Here is an 18,204-nt window from a genome sequence, read left to right on the forward strand (position 1 = left end):
TGTTACATCTTTTACATGAAGGGGGATATATGTGTTCCTCAAACGATTAGAAGCTATCGGATTTAAATCTTTTGCAGATCGCATTTCAATCGATTTTGTTCCGGGGATGACGGCCATCGTCGGTCCGAACGGAAGCGGAAAAAGCAACATTACAGATGCGATTCGTTGGGTGCTTGGGGAGCAATCGGCGAAGTCGCTTCGCGGGGCAAAAATGGAAGACGTCATTTTTTCAGGAAGCGAATCGCGCAAACCGTTAAACGTGGCTGAAGTAACATTAACGCTTGATAATAGCGATCAATTTTTGCCACTTGAATACGAAGAAGTAAGTGTAACAAGACGTGTGTATCGCTCGGGAGATAGCGAATTTTTTATTAATAAACAGCCGTGTCGCTTAAAAGATATCGTTGATTTATTTATGGATTCAGGCGTTGGTCGCGAAGCGTTTTCGATCATTAGCCAAGGAAAAGTCGAAGAAATTTTAAGCAGTAAACCGGAAGACCGTCGCATGATTTTTGAAGATGCAGCCGGTGTGTTAAAATATAAAATGAGGAAAAAAAAGGCTGAACACAAGTTAAGCGAAACAGAAGATCATTTACAACGCGTGCAAGATATTTTACATGAGTTAAACCAACAACTAGAACCGTTGAAACAACAAGCGTCCATTGCGAAAGAATATATCGAGAAAAAAGAACAATTACAAACATACGAAGTCGGGCTAATCGTCTATGAAATTGAACAGCTACATGAAAAATGGGAAGCGTTAAAAGAACAGCTCGCTATACATGAACAAAACGAGATCGAATTAGCAACGACGCTACAAAAAGAAGAAGCGCACATCGCTGAATTGCGCCATGAACTGACGGCGCTCGATGAGTCGATTGACGGCTTACAACAAGTGTTATTGCTTGTGAGCGAAGAGCTTGAAAAAATGGAAGGAAAAAAACAAGTATTAAAAGAGCGAAAAAACAACGCCCATAAGCAACAACACCAAATGGAACAAACGGTGGCCCAACTGGCTGAGCGCGAACGTGTACTGGAAGCGACCATTGCAGAAAAAAAGAAGTTGCTTCAACAGCTTCAAACAAATGTGCAAGCGCTTCAAGCCGAATTAAAAGAAAAAAATAACGTGCTTTCCGCTTACGGTCCGAAAGCAGAGGCCGAAATTGAACGGCTAAAAAGCGAATATATCGATCTCGTTCACGAGCAAGCGACGTTGAAAAATGAACGGACGCACACGGAAGCACAGTTGCAAAAAAACGAAGAGAAACAACGACAGCTGATCGCTGCAAACGACGAGCATATTCGGGCATACGAGCAAATCGTTCAACAATGGGAACAAAAGCAACAGCTTGTTCACCAATTACAGCAGCGCATCGCCGAGCAAGAAGAAGCAGTAAAAACAAAAGAACAACAATTAGCGGTTCAAAAAGAACAATATCGCAAAAAAGAAGCGACGTTATATGAAGCGTACCAATACGTACAAAAAATGAAATCAAAAAAAGAAATGCTTGAAGCGATGCAACAAGAATATGCTGGATTTTTCCAAGGTGTGAAAGAAGTATTAAAAGCAAAAGATCGCCTTCCAGGCATTCATGGGGCTGTCGTTGAACTGATGACGGTGCCGTCTGAGCTAGAGACAGCGATCGAAGTGGCGCTTGGCGGAGCAGCGCAACATATCGTCGTAGAGAACGAACAAAGCGCACGCGAAGCCATTCAGTTTTTAAAGCGACATGCGTACGGACGAGCTACTTTTTTACCGCTCAACGTCATTCAAGGAAAATCGCTTCCTCCATCTGTTCGGGCGGATATGATGAAACATCCCGCTTACGTTGGCGTCGCTTCCGAATTAATTTCGTATGAAGCAACGTACGCGCAAGTGATGACAAACATTCTTGGAACGGTCATTATTACGCGCGACTTAAAAGGAGCGAATGAGCTTGCGCGCCAACTGCAATACCGCTATCGTTTCGTCACGCTTGACGGAGATGTTGTGAATCCTGGTGGAGCGATGACGGGAGGAACGGTAAACAAACAGACGAGTTCATTATTAAGCCGCACACGTGAACTTGAAGAAGTGACAGCAAGTTTTCGCGAAATCGAACGAAAAACGATTGAACTCGAACAGCGCATCCAGCGTGAAAAAGAGACGATTGCCCAAGACGAACAGCAACGAGAGCATCTTTATGCGGAACTGGAAGCAAACCGTATGGCGCTGCAAGAAGAAAAAAGCGCATGGACGGAACTAGATCTCCGAAAAAAACATATGGATGAGCGACTAGCTGTGTATCGCTATGAACGACAAACGCTTGAAGAAGAAAAACAACAGCTGACCGCTCGACTTCACGATGTCATGCAGCAGCTTAATGAGTTAGAGAAAAACATCGCTCATATTGACGAACAAGTACAGCAATGGACAGAAAAAAAACAGCTCGAACAACAATCAAAAGAACAAATGCAAGAACAGCTGACCGCTTTAAAAGTCGCGCTTGCAGAAAAGCAAGAACATGTAAGAAATGAAGAACAACATGTGCGGCGACTTGTCGAAGAATGGGAAGAAACGAAGCGAACGCGCGCAAAAATGGAAGAAGAGCGGCATCAACTTATTCAGCATATGAACGAGCAAACGGAAGATGAACAACAGCTCGAACGAATATGCAAAGAAAAAACGAAACAAAAAGAAGAAACGATTCAACTGATCGCTAGCCGCCGTGAACAACGACTACAATACCAAACGAAGCTTGAACAGCTCGAAAAAGAAATAAAAGAGCTGAAACGTCAACATAAACAGCTAACAGATACGTTAAAAGACGAAGAAGTGAAGCTCGCTCGTTTTGATATGGAGTTAGATCACTTGTTAAATCGACTTCGTGAAGAATATAAACTATCGTTTGAAGCGGCGAAAGAAGCGTTCCCACTTCACATCCCAGCGCAAGAAGCGCGGAAAAAAGTAAAGCTCATTCAATTGGCGATTGATGAGCTCGGGACGGTGAACCTTGGCGCGATTGAAGAATATGAACGCGTATTTGAGCGCCATCGCTTTTTAACGGAACAAAAAGAAGATTTACAACGCGCGAAAGATACACTTTATCAAGTGATTGACGAAATGGACGATGAAATGAAGCGAAGATTTGCGGTGACGTTTGAACAAATTCGTACGCAATTTGCGCGTGTGTTCGTCGAATTGTTTGGAGGAGGAAAAGCGGATTTAAAGCTGACCGATCCGAACGATTTACTTCATACAGGTGTCGATATTGTCGCACAGCCGCCGGGCAAAAAACTGCAACATTTAAGTTTATTATCAGGCGGTGAACGAGCGCTGACTGCCATTGCGCTTTTATTTGCTATTTTAAACGTTCGACCTGTTCCGTTTTGCGTGCTCGATGAAGTGGAAGCCGCACTAGATGAAGCGAACGTGCAACGATATGCGAAATATTTAAAGAAATTTAGCCACGAAACACAATTTATCGTCATTACTCATCGAAAAGGAACGATGGAAGAAGCAGACGTATTGTACGGAGTAACGATGCAACAATCAGGCGTATCGAAACTTGTTTCTGTTCGATTGGAAGAAGCAGCTGGAAAGAAAGGATGAGAAACGGTGAGTTTTTTTAAAAAGTTAAAAGAAAAAATTGCAAAACAAGCGGATACAGTAACGGAAAAGTTTAAGCGCGGCTTAGAAAAAACGCGCGACTCTTTTGCGGGAAAAGTGAATGACTTAATCGCCCGCTATCGAAAAGTGGACGAAGAGTTTTTTGAAGAACTAGAAGAAATTTTAATTGCGTCAGACGTTGGAGTAGCCACGGTTATGGATTTTATTGATGAGTTGAAAATGGAAGTGAAGCGCCGCAACATTCAAGACCCGAAAGAAATGTATAGCGTCATTTCTGAAAAACTCATTGATATATATCAAGCGAGCGGCGATGAAACGACAGAACTAAACATTCAGCCAAACGGCTTAACGGTTATTTTATTTGTCGGTGTCAACGGCGTCGGAAAAACGACGACGATCGGAAAACTCGCGTATAAATTAAAAAACGAAGGAAAAAAAGTGATGCTTGCCGCAGGCGATACGTTCCGCGCGGGGGCGATTGAACAGTTAGAAGTATGGGGAGAGCGAGTAGGTGTCGAAGTGATTAAACAGTCAGCAGGCTCCGATCCGGCTGCGGTGATGTATGATGCGATTCAAGCGGCGAAATCGCGCAACGTCGATATTTTGCTGTGCGATACAGCTGGTCGCTTGCAAAATAAAGTGAATTTAATGAAAGAGCTTGAAAAAGTGAAACGCGTCATTGAACGAGAAGTACCTGGTGCACCGCATGAAGTGTTGCTCGTGTTAGATGCAACGACGGGACAAAATGCGATGAGCCAAGCGAAAACGTTTAAAGAAGCAACGAATGTGACCGGTATCGTGTTAACGAAGCTTGACGGAACAGCAAAAGGGGGCATCGTGTTAGCAATTCGCCACGAGCTAAACATCCCGGTGAAATTTGTCGGCTTAGGAGAGAAAATGGACGATTTAGAGCCGTTTAACGCAGAACAATTCGTTTACGGATTATTTTCATCGTTTATGGAGCGTGAAGAAGCGCAAGGAGAATAACTTGACAGCATCGGTTAAAACATATACACTAAAGTCATGTAAAGGCGTTTCACTTAACAGGGGGGAGTTTCATGCTAGAAAAAACAACGAGAATGAATTACTTATATGACTTTTACCAATCGTTGTTGACGCCGAAGCAACGGAACTATATGTCCCTTTATTATTTAGACGATTACTCCCTCGGTGAAATTGCCGAAGAGTACGAAGTGAGTCGTCAAGCTGTATACGATAATATTAAACGGACGGAAGCGATGTTAGAAGATTATGAGCAAAAACTATTGCTCTTTCAAAAGTTTCAACAGCGGCAAAAATTATTAGATGTATTAAAGACGCATATTGCCGAACGCTATCCGAACGATGAAGAGCTGATAAAGCTCGTTGCGGAGTTGGAGAAATTAGAGTAGGGGGCGGTAACGATGGCATTTGAAGGATTGGCCGACCGTCTGCAACATGTCATGAATAAAATTCGTGGCAAAGGCAAAGTCACGGAAGCCGATGTAAAAGAAATGATGCGCGAAGTGCGGCTAGCGCTATTAGAAGCTGACGTCAATTTTAAAGTTGTTAAAGACTTTGTGAAAAAAGTAAGCGAGCGAGCTGTCGGACAAGAAGTGTTGAAAAGTTTGACCCCAGGGCAGCAAGTCATTAAAGTCGTCAAAGAAGAATTGACGGAATTAATGGGAGGAGAAAATAGCAAAATTGCTGTCGCAAGCCGTCCGCCAACCGTCGTCATGATGGTCGGTTTGCAAGGGGCAGGGAAAACGACGACAACAGGGAAATTAGCGAACTTACTGCGCAAAAAACATAATCGCAAACCGTTGCTTGTTGCCTGTGACATTTACCGTCCGGCAGCGATCAAACAGCTTGAAACACTAGGTAAACAATTGAACATCCCTGTGTTTTCGCTCGGTGATCAAGTGAGCCCGGTTGAAATTGCCAAGCAAGCGATCGCAAAAGCGAAAGAAGAACACTACGATTATGTGTTAATCGATACCGCAGGGCGACTGCACATCGACGAAGCGCTGATGGACGAATTAAAACAAATGAAAGAAGTGACGAAACCAGATGAAATTTTCCTCGTCGTCGATGCGATGACAGGGCAAGATGCGGTAAACGTCGCACAAAGCTTTAACGAACAGCTTGGCTTAACGGGCGTCATTTTGACGAAGCTTGACGGCGATACGCGCGGCGGAGCGGCGTTGTCCATTAAAGCGGTCACAAACACGCCAATTAAATTCGTCGGTATGGGCGAAAAGCTCGATGCGCTTGAACCGTTTCATCCGGAGCGGATGGCATCGCGCATTTTAGGCATGGGCGATGTACTGACGCTCATTGAAAAAGCGCAAGCGGCGGTCGATGAAGAAAAAGCAAAAGAGCTCGAACAAAAAATGCGCACCGCATCATTTACCCTTGACGACTTTTTAGAACAGCTTGGACAAGTGCGCAAACTTGGTCCGCTTGATGAAATTTTAAAAATGTTGCCGGGCGCGAACAAAGTGAAAGGGCTCAACAACTTACAAATTGATGAAAAACAAATTAGCCGCGTAGAAGCGATTATTCGCTCAATGACAAAAGAAGAAAAAATGAACCCAGACATCATTAACTCAAGCCGCAAAAAGCGAATTGCCAAAGGAAGTGGAACGACGGTTCAAGACGTCAACCGCTTGTTGAAACAATTTGACGAAATGAAAAAAATGATGAAAATGATGACAACTATACCAAAAGGGAAAAAGAAAGGGTTCCGTTTCCCGTTCATGTAAGCAAAATGATAGTGTTAAGAAAAAACACTTTACAAACAAAACGTTTATTGCTAATATACTATCTTGTGTGAAATATTTTCGGAGGTGCTACAATTATGGCAGTAAAAATTCGTTTAAAACGTATGGGTGCAAAAAAATCACCATTTTATCGTATCGTTGTTGCAGACTCTCGTTCTCCACGTGACGGTCGTTTCATCGAAACAATCGGCACATACAACCCATTAACAGAGCCTGCAGAAATTAAAATTAACGAAGAGCTTGCGTTAAAATGGTTACAAAACGGTGCGAAACCATCTGACACGGTGCGCAACTTGCTTTCAAAACAAGGAATTTTAGAAAAATTCCACAACTTAAAGTACGGAAAGTAATGTATGAAAACGTTGCTTGAGACGATTGTTCGGTCACTTGTCGATCATCCGGAATGCGTCGTCATTCGCGAAACGGAACAACAACAATCGATCACATATTCGATTGCCCTTCATCACGAAGACGTTGGAAAAGTGATCGGAAAAAACGGACGAATCATTCAAGCGATTCGTACCGTTGTTCAAGCAGCAAACGAATCGAAGAAGCGAATAGACGTACGCATCGAAGAGTAAGGGAGAGGGAGATACCTCCCCTTTTTTCGTTCAGAAAGGCGGTGCGCCATGAAAATTATTCAAACGGTTGAAGTAAGACAACGATTAACAGAAAAAAGTAAGCAACAACTCATTCAACAATTGACGGCACAAAAACGACAGCTTGAACAGCAATGTGAACAGCTTATTTTTGAACAAAAACGAATGGAAAAGCAAACATCGTTTCCACCGAAACAAATTAAAGAAAAGTTTGAAAGAGAAATGCAAGTTCGACGTCAAAAAATAGCGGAACTTGACTTCCTTCTCGAACAATTGCACATATTACCGATAGGAAGCGAAATAAAAGAACGAGAGGTGGAGGCGATTATCGACGTTCACATCGGTGCACGTTGGTCGCCTCAAAAAACAATTATTATTGAAGATGGAATTGTTGTTGATATACGCGAGGGGTGATCGTTGTGAAATGGTTTAATGTCGGAAAGATTGTAAATACGCACGGCATTCGCGGTGAAGTGCGCGTCATTTCACGCACAGATTTTGCGCAAGAACGGTATAAAATCGGAAATGTGCTATATATTTTTATGGGAAGCGAGCCGCCAATTGAAGTGAAAGTGGCGAGCCATCGAGTTCATAAGTCGTTTGATTTATTGACGTTTGAAGGATATGACAACATCAATTTAGTTGAAAAATTCAAAGGCGCGATGATTAAAGTGCCAGAAAGCCAACTTCAACTGCTTGATGAAGGAGAATATTATTTCCACGAAATTATCGGCTGCACCGTTGTGACCGAAGAGGGCGAAACGATTGGCGAAGTAAAGGAAATTTTAACGCCAGGAGCAAACGACGTATGGGTCGTTAAACGGAAAAAAGGCGGAGATGTATTTATCCCTTATATTGCAGATGTCGTCAAACAAGTCGATGTCGAAAATAAAACGATTACCATTCATGTCATGGAAGGACTGCTTGACGAATGAAAATCGACGTGCTCACTTTATTTCCAACGATGTTTACTGGCGTGCTTCAAGAGTCGATTTTGAAACGAGCGCAAGAAAAAGGAGCGGTTACGTTTCAACTCGTTAATTTTCGCGAGTTTGCCGATAATAAACACCAAACGGTAGATGACTATCCTTATGGCGGTGGCGCTGGGATGGTATTAAAACCACAGCCGATTTTCGATGCGGTCGATCATTTAACGAAACAGAGCGAACATCGCCCGCGCATTATTTTACTTTGCCCACAAGGAGAACGCTACACACAAAAAAAGGCGGAGGAACTCGCCAAAGAACAACATTTAATTTTCATTTGTGGCCATTATGAAGGATATGACGAGCGCATTCGTGAGCATGTCGTAACGGATGAAATTTCAATTGGAGATTATGTGTTAACGGGCGGAGAGCTGGCGGCGATGGTCGTTATTGATAGCGTCGTTCGCTTGCTTCCGGGCGTGCTTGGCAACGAACATTCTTCTGTCCTTGATTCATATAGCTCGGGCTTACTTGAACATCCGCATTATACGCGTCCTGCGGATTTTCGAGGCATGAAAGTACCAGATGTCCTTCTTTCTGGAAACCATCGTTTAATTGAAGAGTGGCGTCAAAAAGAATCGTTGCGTCGTACGTGGTTGCGACGACCAGATTTACTTGAGACGTATGAACTAACAGAACAGCAAAAAAAATGGATTGAACAATGGGAAAAAAATGAGCGGTAACTCTTGCATCCGATACATCTTTATGCTAGTATAAACGTTGTGACTTACGTCGCACGTAAAACGATGTTCCGCTGCTATGAACGATAAACATAAGCATGAGCATCTGTTGGAAGGAGATGAATATGATGCATCATTTAATTCAAGAAATTACAAAAGAACAACTACGTAACGATCTTCCTGAGTTCCGCCCTGGTGACACAGTGCGCGTTCACGTAAAAGTAGTAGAAGGAAACCGTGAGCGTATTCAAGTATTTGAGGGCGTTGTCATCAAGCGTCGTGGTGGTGGAATTAGCGAAACATTTACAGTACGTAAAGTATCTTACGGTGTAGGTGTTGAGCGTACATTCCCATTACACACGCCGAAGATTGCGAAATTAGAAGTTGTTCGTCGCGGTAAAGTTCGTCGCGCGAAATTGTACTACTTGCGTCAACTCCGCGGTAAAGCAGCACGCATCAAAGAAATCATCTAACAAAAGACATGATTGCGAGGAGCTTGATCATCAAGCTCCTTTTTCAACATTCATCATATAGGTGGGAGAAGGATGGAAAAACAAAAAAACGAATGGTTTGAATGGCTAAAAGCAATTGTTATTGCGGTGGCGTTAGCAGGAGGTATTCGCTATTTTATTTTTGCCCCGATTATCGTTGAAGGGGAATCGATGATGCCGACATTACATAACCAAGATCGTATGATCGTGAATAAAGTGGCATACAAAATTGGCGAACCAGAACGATTTGATATTATTGTGTTTCATGCAGAAGAAGGAAAAGACTATATTAAGCGCGTCATTGGGCTGCCGGGCGATCGCATTGAATATAAAAATGATACGTTATATGTTAACGGAAAGCCGTATAAAGAGCCTTATTTAGACGAAGAGAAAAAGCAAGTATTTGATGGGCCGCTAACAGAATCGTTTACACTTGAAGAACTATGGGGACGAAAAACGGTTCCAGAAGGTCATTTATTCGTGCTCGGAGATAATCGTCGCTACAGCAAAGATAGCCGGCATATCGGCTTTATTCCAATGGATAAAGTTGTAGGCAAAACGTCGGTCGTCTATTGGCCCCTTTCTGATGCGCGAATTGTTGAATAACATCATACAAAGTAGGTGGCAACGATGACGATTCAATGGTTTCCCGGCCATATGGCGAAGGCGAAACGAGAAGTAACAGAAAAATTAAAGCTCATTGATATCGTATTTGAACTTGTCGATGCGCGCATTCCGATGTCATCCCGCAATCCGTTAATTGATGAAATCATCGCCAATAAGCCGCGCATGATGTTGTTAAATAAAGCGGATATGGCTGATCCAGACGTCACAAAGCAATGGATTGAATTTTTCGCCACGCAACAAATCGAAGCGATTGCGATCGACTCACAAAGCGGAACGGGCGTGAAGCAAATTGTGACGGTCGCAAAAGAGAAGTTGCGCCCAAAGTTTGAAAAAATGATGGCTAAAGGAATTAAACGTCCTCGCGCGATGCGCGCGTTAATTGTCGGTATTCCAAACGTCGGAAAATCGACGCTCATTAACCGACTAGCAGGAAAACATATCGCGAAAACGGGCGATACACCAGGAGTGACGAAAGCGCAACAATGGATTAAAGTCGGCAAAGAACTTGAGCTGCTTGATACGCCAGGGATTTTATGGCCGAAGTTTGAAGACGAAGAAGTCGGATTCAAGCTTGCGACAACAGGGGCAATTAAAGATACGATTTTAAATTTACAAGACGTCGCTGTATACGCGTTACGCTTTTTAGCTGCTTATTATCCTGAGCGTTTAAAAGAACGGTACGCGCTTTCGGATATTCCAGAAGATATCGTTGTATTGTTTGATGAAATCGGAAAAAGACGAGGCTGTTTAGCTGCAGGAGGCGTCGTAGATTACGATAAAGTAGCTGAGCTTGTGTTGCGCGATATTCGCACAGAAAAATTAGGACGGCTCAGTTTTGATCGCCTGTAAGGTTCGCATAAGCGGGCCTTTATTTTTTTGCCAATTTGCCGATATAGGATATAAGGAGTGATCGAGTGTGAATATGCAAGAGATCAAACAACGATTACAAACGATTTGTGATGAAACAGATGAATGGTTTCAACAACTATTACACGATGAGCGAAAAGGCGTCCAACGCCTCGTTCAACAATGGTATAAACAAAAAGAAACAGAAAAACGCGAACGGGAACGTTTTTCGCATATGTTGCAATATGAGCAGGCGCTATATGAAAAAGGCGTGCGCTACATCGCTGGCGTAGATGAGGTGGGACGCGGTCCGCTCGCTGGCCCAGTTGTTGCCGCTGCGGTCATTTTGCCGAAAGACGTTTTTTTACCTCATTTGGACGATTCGAAAAAACTATCGGAAACGAAGCGAGAGCAATTGTTTTCTGTCATTCAGCAAACGGCGCTTGCGATCGGCATCGGCATAGTGAGCGCCCGTGAAATTGACGAGCTAAACATTTACGAAGCGACGAAAAAAGCGATGGTGCAAGCCGTCCAAGCGCTTGCGATCGCTCCCGAACATTTGCTTATTGATGCGATGCACATTCCGCTATCGATTCCGCAAACATCCATCATTAAAGGAGATGCGCATAGTGCATCCATTGCTGCAAGCTCCATTATAGCGAAAGTGACGCGCGATCGGATGATGAAACAACTAGGTGAGAAATATCCACAATATGGATTTGAGAAACATATGGGATACGGAACGAAAGCGCATATCCAAGCGGTTGAACGATATGGTGTCATTGAAGAACATCGACGTTCTTTTGCGCCAATTCGTGAGCGAATGAAACGAGGGGAATGAAATGAACGTCCAATGGATGCGCACGTTATTTGACGATAGGCAGACGGTCCGCTTGCCAAAAGGATCGACGTTTCAAGTTGGCGACATGATTTACGGAAAAATCGAAAAAATCAATGAAGATCAAACGGCGCTCGTTCGCATCGGAGGTTATACGCTGACAGCAGAATTGCATTCACCTGTTAAAGAAGGCGGATCCTATACATTTCAAGTGCGAAAGACGATGCCGCTTGAGCTGAACATATTGCCTCGTCCAGCAAAGCTGACAGATGAAGAAAGCGTCATTCGTCATTTTCGTCTACCAGAGAATGAACAAACGAAAGCGCTCGTTCGTTGGATGATGAATGAATCATTTTCGTTTAAAAAGAACGACATGGCGCTCATTCGGCACTGGTTGCGAACAGGCGGTGAAAAAGAGGTGCAAGCAATCAAATGGCTGTTGATGCACAATTTGCCGCTTCACGACGATGTGTTTCGTGCGCTCGTCACTTTACAGCATGATCAGCCGCTATATGAACAGCGGCTTATGCTTGCGGCGCTTATTGATCGTGCTCATCCAAAAGGAACGTTAGCGACACTTTCTTCCTATTTACGCCATATGCCCACGCTTTCTTCTTTTTCGCCTGAACATATTCAACAACTGCTTGAAGAGACGATGAAACAACAAGATGAATGGCTCGCTTTATTGCAAACAGCAGCAGAAGAAGCAACAGGTGAGTTAAAAGCGGAGATCACCTCATTACTTGATCGGATGAAAGCATATCAGTTGTTATCAACAAACAACCATTCTCTCCAACATATATTTACTCAATTTCCGTTACTCATCGGGACGCATGCAACAGATGTGACGATTCAATGGCGCGGAAAACAACGAGAAAACGGAAAAATGGATACAGACTATTGTCGCATTTTATTTTATTTGACGATGGCGACGTTAAAAGAAACGATTGTAGACGTTCATATTCAACAACGCATCGTTCATATTTCGATCATTAACGACACGCCCCATGTAGAACTGTACGCATCCGCCCTTGAGCCGGCACTAAAGGAGAAGCTTGCTGAACATGGCTACACGCTTTCTGCTGTTTCCGTTAAACCGCCGATGAACAAGCGAAGCGAACGGTTACTTGTTGAACCATTTTCTTATAAAGGAGTCGATTATCGCGTATGAAACGAAAACGTGCCGTTGCTTTGTCGTACAACGAACAACATATTGCCCCTGTCGTTGTGGCAAAAGGGGAAGGAATGGTTGCCGAGCGTATCATTGAACGCGCGAAACAATACGACGTCCCGATTTACGAAGATCAAACGCTCGCTATGATGCTTAGTCAATTACAAGTAAACGAAACGATTCCAGAGGAGCTGTACAAAGTCGTTGCTGAAGTATTTGCATTTATTTATCAAATAGAAAAGAAGGTAGAGGAGCGCTCGTGAAGTGACCGTCGCTTCTTTTTCTTTTGTTAAAGAATTTTCTGTCTAAATGGTAGACAACTGACAAAGTATCATTATACAATGAAAGCGCTAGTACTTTTATTTTTATACATAGGAGGATGGGGTATGAATATTCATGAGTATCAAGGAAAAGAGATCCTCAGAAGCTACGGAGTGAGCGTGCCGAACGGCCGTGTAGCGTTTACGGTTGAAGAAGCGGTCGAGGCGGCGAAAGAGCTTGGCAGTAGCGTTTGTGTCGTCAAAGCGCAAATTCATGCCGGCGGTCGCGGAAAAGCAGGGGGTGTAAAAGTCGCGAAAAGTTTAGAAGAAGTTCGTACATATGCGAGTGAGCTATTAGGAAAAGTGCTTGTTACGCATCAAACAGGTCCAGAAGGAAAAGAAGTAAAACGTCTTCTTATCGAAGAAGGATGCGACATTAAAAAAGAATATTACATTGGACTTGTTGTTGACCGTGCAACATCCCGCGTTGTTTTAATGGGATCTGAAGAAGGTGGAACAGAAATTGAAGAAGTAGCGGCAAAAACGCCAGAGAAAATTTTTAAAGAGTACATTGACCCAGCTGTCGGCTTACAAGCGTTTCAAGCGCGTCGCATGGCGTTTAACATCAACATTCCAAAAGAGCTTGTCAATCAAGCGGTCAAATTTATGTTAGGCTTATATCAAGTGTTCGTCGAAAAAGATTGCTCGATCGCTGAAATTAACCCGCTCGTTGTTACAGGAGACGGAAAAGTCATGGCGCTTGATGCGAAGTTAAACTTTGATTCTAACGCGTTATATCGCCATAAAGACATTTTAGAATATCGCGATTTAGACGAAGAAGATCCAAAAGAAATTGAAGCATCAAAATATGATTTAAACTACATTTCGCTTGATGGAAACATCGGCTGCATGGTAAACGGTGCAGGCTTAGCGATGGCGACAATGGACATTATTAAATATTATGGCGGCGAACCAGCGAACTTTTTAGATGTTGGTGGCGGTGCGACGACAGAGAAAGTAACGGAAGCATTTAAAATCATTTTATCTGATCCGAAAGTAAAAGGCATTTTCGTAAACATTTTCGGAGGCATTATGAAATGCGACGTGATCGCAAACGGTATTGTTGAAGCGACAAAACAAGTCGGTTTAAACCTTCCGCTCGTCGTTCGTTTAGAAGGAACAAACGTCGAATTAGGCAAAAAGATTTTAGAACAGTCTGGACTAAACATTACAGCCGCTGAATCGATGGCAGACGGCGCGCAAAAAATCGTTTCGCTAGTAAGCTAATAGAAGGGATGGGAGAAACGTGAGCGTTTTTGTTAATAAAGATACGAAAGTAATCGTGCAAGGAATTACAGGTTCACAAGGATTGTTCCATACAAAACAAATGATCGAATACGGCACAAACATCGTTGGTGGTGTCACACCAGGAAAAGGTGGAACAGAAGTGGAAGGTGTGCCTGTATTTGATACGGTGTCTGAAGCGGTTGAAAAAACAGGAGCGAACGCTTCTGTCATCTATGTTCCGCCGGCATTTGCTGCGGATGCGATTATGGAAGCTGTTGATGCAGAAATCGACTTAGTTGTTTGTATTACAGAAGGCATTCCTGTATTGGATATGGTGAAAGTCAAGTGCTATATGGAAGGCAAGAAAACGCGCCTCATCGGTCCGAACTGCCCTGGCGTCATCACGCCAGAAGAATGTAAAATCGGCATTATGCCAGGTTACATTCATAAAAAAGGTCACGTCGGTATCGTTTCGCGCTCTGGTACGTTAACGTACGAAGCGGTTCACCAATTAACACAAGCAGGCATCGGTCAATCGACGGCCGTTGGCATTGGTGGTGACCCAGTGAACGGGACAAACTTTATCGACGTATTAAAGGCGTTTAACGAAGATGAAGACACATATGCGGTCATTATGATCGGTGAAATTGGTGGAACAGCAGAAGAAGAAGCGGCAGAATGGGTGAAAGCGAACATGACAAAGCCGGTTGTCGGCTTTATTGGTGGACAAACAGCTCCTCCAGGAAAGCGCATGGGACATGCTGGTGCGATCATTTCTGGGGGCAAAGGAACAGCCGCAGAAAAAATTCAAACGATGACAGCATGCGGCATTAAAGTGGCTGAAACGCCATCTGTGATCGGCGAAACGCTCATCTCTGTATTAAAAGAACGCGGTTTATACGAGAAGTGTAAAACACATTAATCGTTCAATCGTCCTAAGGAGCAGACCTTAGGACGATTTTTATACAAAGGAGGGATATGATGTACGATACAGATCGCGAAAGGCTTATTCATTTGCATCATTGTCGTGGGATCGGATGGAAAAGCATCGCGCGCTTACTTGATGTTGATCCATCCCTTGCCTCTATTTTTCATCTTTCTTCTCAGCAACTTCAACGATTACTGACAATCCCCGAAAAACATTTCGCTGCTTTTTTCCATGATTTGCATTGTCACAAATTGAAACGTATGATAAAAACATATGAGGAGCAAAACATTCATATTGTAACAATGAAGGACGACGAATACCCAGAGTGGCTTAAACATATATATGATCCGCCATGGGTACTATATGCGAAAGGAAACGTGCAATTATTGAAGCGAAAAAAATTAATAAGCGTCGTCGGGACACGAACACCAACCCGTCAAGGAATTGCAGCGATGCACATCGTTTTTCCGCCGCTCATTGAACGCGGGTGGGTCATTGTGAGCGGATTAGCGAAAGGTGTCGATGCCGAAGCGCATCGTTTATGTTTACGCCATAACGGTGAAACAATTGCGGTCATGGCAGGGGGATTGCGTTATATATATCCTCCTGAAAATGAATCATTATTTCGACAATTAGCGACAACCCAACTCGTTATTTCTGAGTACCCGCCGTTTGTTCGCCCACAAACATGGCATTTTCCAATGCGCAACCGGATCATTAGCGGTTTGTCTGTTGGCACGGTTGTCGTGCAGGCGAAAGAGCGAAGCGGCTCACTAATTACTGCTCATTTTGCGCTACAACAAGGAAGGGAAGTGTTTGCAATCCCAGGTGACATCACGACAAAAGAAGCGCACGGAACGAATCGCTTAATCCAACAAGGAGCGAAATTAATCTTATCAAGCGACGATATCGAAGAGGAATTTCGACATCTTTTTACATGAGCGAAAGAAAAAATCGAAAAATGATGTTTGACAAATGAACGAATCATCATTAATAATAATGAAGATTTTATTTTACGAATTACCTCTTAAGGGAGGACAAAATGATGTCAGACTACTTAGTCATTGTAGAGTCGCCAGCAAAGGCGAAAACGATTGAAAGATACTTAGGAAAAAAGTATAAAGTAAAAGCATCGATGGGGCATGTGCGCGATTTGCCAAAAAGTCAAATGGGCGTTGATATACAAAACGATTATGAACCGAAGTATATTACGATTCGTGGCAAAGGTTCGGTCATCAAAGAGTTGAAAACAGCAGCGAAAAAAGCAAAAAAAGTATTTCTTGCAGCCGACCCGGATCGCGAAGGGGAAGCGATCGCTTGGCATTTAGCACATTTGCTTGATTTAAATACCGACTCCCCATGTCGCGTTGTATTTAACGAAATTACAAAAGATGCGATTAAACAGTCGTTTGAACAACCGCGCGCCATTAATATGCATTTAGTTCATGCACAACAAGCGCGGCGCGTGCTCGATCGCCTTGTCGGCTACAACATTAGCCCGTTGCTTTGGAAAAAAGTAAAAAAAGGGTTAAGCGCAGGGCGTGTGCAATCTGTTGCGCTTCGCTTAATTATTGATCGTGAAAAAGAAGTTCAATCGTTTCAACCAGAAGAATATTGGACGATTCAAGGGACGTTTGTCAAAGGCAATGACACATTTGAAGCGCAATTTTATCGGCTAGACAACGAAACGATCGATTTAAAAGCAGAACAAGATGTACAACATGTGTTAAGCCATATACAAGGGAATGAATTTGTCGTCACAGCGGTAACGAAAAAAGAGCGAAAGCGCAATCCGGTCGCCCCGTTCATTACATCGTCATTACAACAAGAGGCTGCACGGAAGTTGAATTTTCGCACGAAAAAGACGATGATGGTCGCACAACAGCTATACGAAGGAATTGATCTTGGAAGCGAAGGAACTGTCGGTTTAATTACATATATGCGTACAGACTCCACGCGTGTATCAGAAAGCGCTCAACAAGAGGCGATTCAGTATATTGAACAGACGTTCGGTACATCATATGTAGCAACAGAAAAAAGAAAAGAAAAACAAAAGGCGAACGCGCAAGATGCGCACGAAGCAATTCGCCCAACGTCCGTCTGGCGTCATCCGAGCGCCATTAAACCGCATGTGACACGCGATCAATATCAGCTATACAAACTGATTTGGGAGCGCTTTATCGCTAGCCAAATGGCCCCAGCTGTGCTCGATACGGTCGCGGTCGAGCTTTCAAACGGTTCGGTCGTCTTTCGTGCGACTGGCTCGACAGTCAAATTTCTAGGCTTTATGAAAGTATATGTGGAAGGAACAGACGATCCGAAAGATGAACAACAACGATTACTGCCAGATTTTGTTGAAGGGGAGCGCGTATTTAGTAAAGATATTGAAGGAAAGCAACATTTTACACAGCCGCCACCACGTTATACGGAAGCGCGCCTTGTCAAGACGTTAGAAGAGCTCGGCATCGGTCGTCCATCGACATACGCTCCGACGCTCGATACGATTCAAAAACGCAATTATGTGACGCTTGAGAACAAACGATTCGTTCCAACAGAGCTTGGGGAAATTGTCCTTGATTTAATGATGCAATTTTTCCCGGAAATTTTAGATGTCGAGTTTACAGCAAAAATGGAAAAAAACTTAGATGACATTGAAGAAGGGAAAGTAGAATGGGTACGCATCATTGACGAATTTTATCGCGAGTTTGAAAAGCGGTTAAAAGTGGCTGAAGTTGAAATGGAAAAAGTCGAAATAGCAGATGAATCAGCGGATGTCGATTGCGATGTATGCGGAAGCCCAATGGTGTACAAAATGGGGCGCTTCGGAAAGTTTATCGCTTGTTCAAATTTCCCGCAATGTCGCAATACAAAAGCGATCGTCAAACATATCGGTGTGACATGTCCGCGCTGTCATGAAGGAAATATCGTCGAACGAAAAAGCAAAAAGAAGCGCATGTTTTATGGTTGCGATCGTTTCCCAACATGCGACTTCGTTTCATGGGATAAACCGATCAATCGACCGTGTCCAAAATGCGGTGGCATGCTCGTTGAGAAAAAAGGGAAAAAGAGCGTGCACATTCAATGTACACAATGTGAATATAACGAACAACAGTAAGGTG

At 43.4% G+C, this 18,204-nt stretch carries 19 protein-coding genes; all 19 read left to right on the plus strand.

All coding sequences use genetic code 11. The features are described from left to right. Positions 1-31 precede the first annotated feature (31 nt). The 19 genes from smc (at position 32) to topA (ending at position 18,200) form a co-directional block, all read left to right on the plus strand. Positions 32-3,592, plus strand: coding sequence for a chromosome segregation protein SMC (gene smc, locus AFK25_RS05510; protein ID WP_035065898.1), 3,561 nt, complete (start codon positions 32-34; stop codon positions 3,590-3,592). A 6-nt stretch (positions 3,593-3,598) separates the two neighbouring features. Beyond that, the gene (ftsY, locus tag AFK25_RS05515; RefSeq protein ID WP_009732860.1) at positions 3,599-4,597 is read left to right on the plus strand and encodes a signal recognition particle-docking protein FtsY; all 999 of its coding nucleotides are present in this window, start codon (positions 3,599-3,601) and stop codon (positions 4,595-4,597) included. Positions 4,598-4,668: 71 nt separating this feature from the next. Then, on the plus strand, positions 4,669-5,001 hold the full coding sequence (locus tag AFK25_RS05520) for a putative DNA-binding protein (protein WP_019418394.1): 333 nt from the start codon (positions 4,669-4,671) through the stop codon (positions 4,999-5,001). A gap of 12 nt (positions 5,002-5,013) precedes the next feature. After that, the gene (gene ffh / locus AFK25_RS05525) at positions 5,014-6,354 is read left to right on the plus strand and encodes a signal recognition particle protein (protein ID WP_019418395.1); all 1,341 of its coding nucleotides are present in this window, start codon (positions 5,014-5,016) and stop codon (positions 6,352-6,354) included. Between the two features lie 95 nt (positions 6,355-6,449). After that, positions 6,450-6,722 (plus strand): 30S ribosomal protein S16, encoded by a 273-nt coding sequence (rpsP, locus tag AFK25_RS05530; RefSeq protein ID WP_004891099.1) that lies wholly within the window; start codon positions 6,450-6,452, stop codon positions 6,720-6,722. A 3-nt stretch (positions 6,723-6,725) separates the two neighbouring features. Further along, positions 6,726-6,953 carry a KH domain-containing protein gene (locus AFK25_RS05535; RefSeq protein ID WP_009732863.1) on the plus strand — a complete coding sequence of 76 codons (228 nt, stop codon included), beginning with the start codon at positions 6,726-6,728 and terminating at the stop codon, positions 6,951-6,953. Between the two features lie 48 nt (positions 6,954-7,001). Beyond that, the gene (locus AFK25_RS05540; RefSeq protein WP_009732864.1) at positions 7,002-7,385 is read left to right on the plus strand and encodes a YlqD family protein; all 384 of its coding nucleotides are present in this window, start codon (positions 7,002-7,004) and stop codon (positions 7,383-7,385) included. Then, a complete protein-coding gene (rimM, locus tag AFK25_RS05545) occupies positions 7,385-7,906 on the plus strand; it encodes a ribosome maturation factor RimM (RefSeq protein WP_302010000.1) in 522 nt (173 codons plus the stop codon). The genes AFK25_RS05540 and rimM overlap by 1 nt, the downstream gene beginning before the upstream one ends. Beyond that, complete coding sequence (gene trmD, locus AFK25_RS05550) at positions 7,903-8,640, plus strand: tRNA (guanosine(37)-N1)-methyltransferase TrmD (RefSeq protein ID WP_019418397.1); 738 nt, start codon at positions 7,903-7,905, stop codon at positions 8,638-8,640. The genes rimM and trmD overlap by 4 nt, the downstream gene beginning before the upstream one ends. Positions 8,641-8,765: 125 nt before the next feature. Then, positions 8,766-9,110 (plus strand): 50S ribosomal protein L19, encoded by a 345-nt coding sequence (gene rplS, locus AFK25_RS05555; RefSeq protein ID WP_003394943.1) that lies wholly within the window; start codon positions 8,766-8,768, stop codon positions 9,108-9,110. 72 nt (positions 9,111-9,182) lie between these two features. Continuing rightward, the gene (gene lepB, locus AFK25_RS05560) at positions 9,183-9,734 is read left to right on the plus strand and encodes a signal peptidase I (protein WP_009732867.1); all 552 of its coding nucleotides are present in this window, start codon (positions 9,183-9,185) and stop codon (positions 9,732-9,734) included. Positions 9,735-9,749: 15 nt separating this feature from the next. Next, complete coding sequence (ylqF, locus tag AFK25_RS05565) at positions 9,750-10,604, plus strand: ribosome biogenesis GTPase YlqF (protein WP_205626206.1); 855 nt, start codon at positions 9,750-9,752, stop codon at positions 10,602-10,604. Positions 10,605-10,677: 73 nt separating this feature from the next. Then, entirely contained in the window at positions 10,678-11,442 is a 765-nt protein-coding gene (locus tag AFK25_RS05570; protein ID WP_035066043.1) for a ribonuclease HII, read from the plus strand. A 1-nt stretch (position 11,443) separates the two neighbouring features. Beyond that, positions 11,444-12,610, plus strand: coding sequence for a hypothetical protein (locus tag AFK25_RS05575; RefSeq protein WP_035065886.1), 1,167 nt, complete (start codon positions 11,444-11,446; stop codon positions 12,608-12,610). Continuing rightward, positions 12,607-12,873, plus strand: a complete 267-nt coding sequence (locus AFK25_RS05580; protein ID WP_035065883.1) for an EscU/YscU/HrcU family type III secretion system export apparatus switch protein — start codon at positions 12,607-12,609, stop codon at positions 12,871-12,873. Before AFK25_RS05575 ends, AFK25_RS05580 begins: the two co-directional genes overlap by 4 nt. A gap of 123 nt (positions 12,874-12,996) precedes the next feature. Next, positions 12,997-14,157 (plus strand): ADP-forming succinate--CoA ligase subunit beta, encoded by a 1,161-nt coding sequence (gene sucC / locus AFK25_RS05585; RefSeq protein WP_009732872.1) that lies wholly within the window; start codon positions 12,997-12,999, stop codon positions 14,155-14,157. A gap of 19 nt (positions 14,158-14,176) precedes the next feature. Then, entirely contained in the window at positions 14,177-15,079 is a 903-nt protein-coding gene (gene sucD, locus AFK25_RS05590; RefSeq protein ID WP_035065880.1) for a succinate--CoA ligase subunit alpha, read from the plus strand. 59 nt (positions 15,080-15,138) lie between these two features. Next, positions 15,139-16,026, plus strand: a complete 888-nt coding sequence (dprA, locus tag AFK25_RS05595; RefSeq protein WP_035065877.1) for a DNA-processing protein DprA — start codon at positions 15,139-15,141, stop codon at positions 16,024-16,026. 104 nt (positions 16,027-16,130) lie between these two features. Next, complete coding sequence (gene topA / locus AFK25_RS05600) at positions 16,131-18,200, plus strand: type I DNA topoisomerase (protein ID WP_035065874.1); 2,070 nt, start codon at positions 16,131-16,133, stop codon at positions 18,198-18,200. Positions 18,201-18,204: the final 4 nt, after the last annotated feature.

It is taken from the genome of Anoxybacillus gonensis (assembly GCF_001187595.1).
Lineage (GTDB): Bacteria > Bacillota > Bacilli > Bacillales > Anoxybacillaceae > Anoxybacillus > Anoxybacillus gonensis.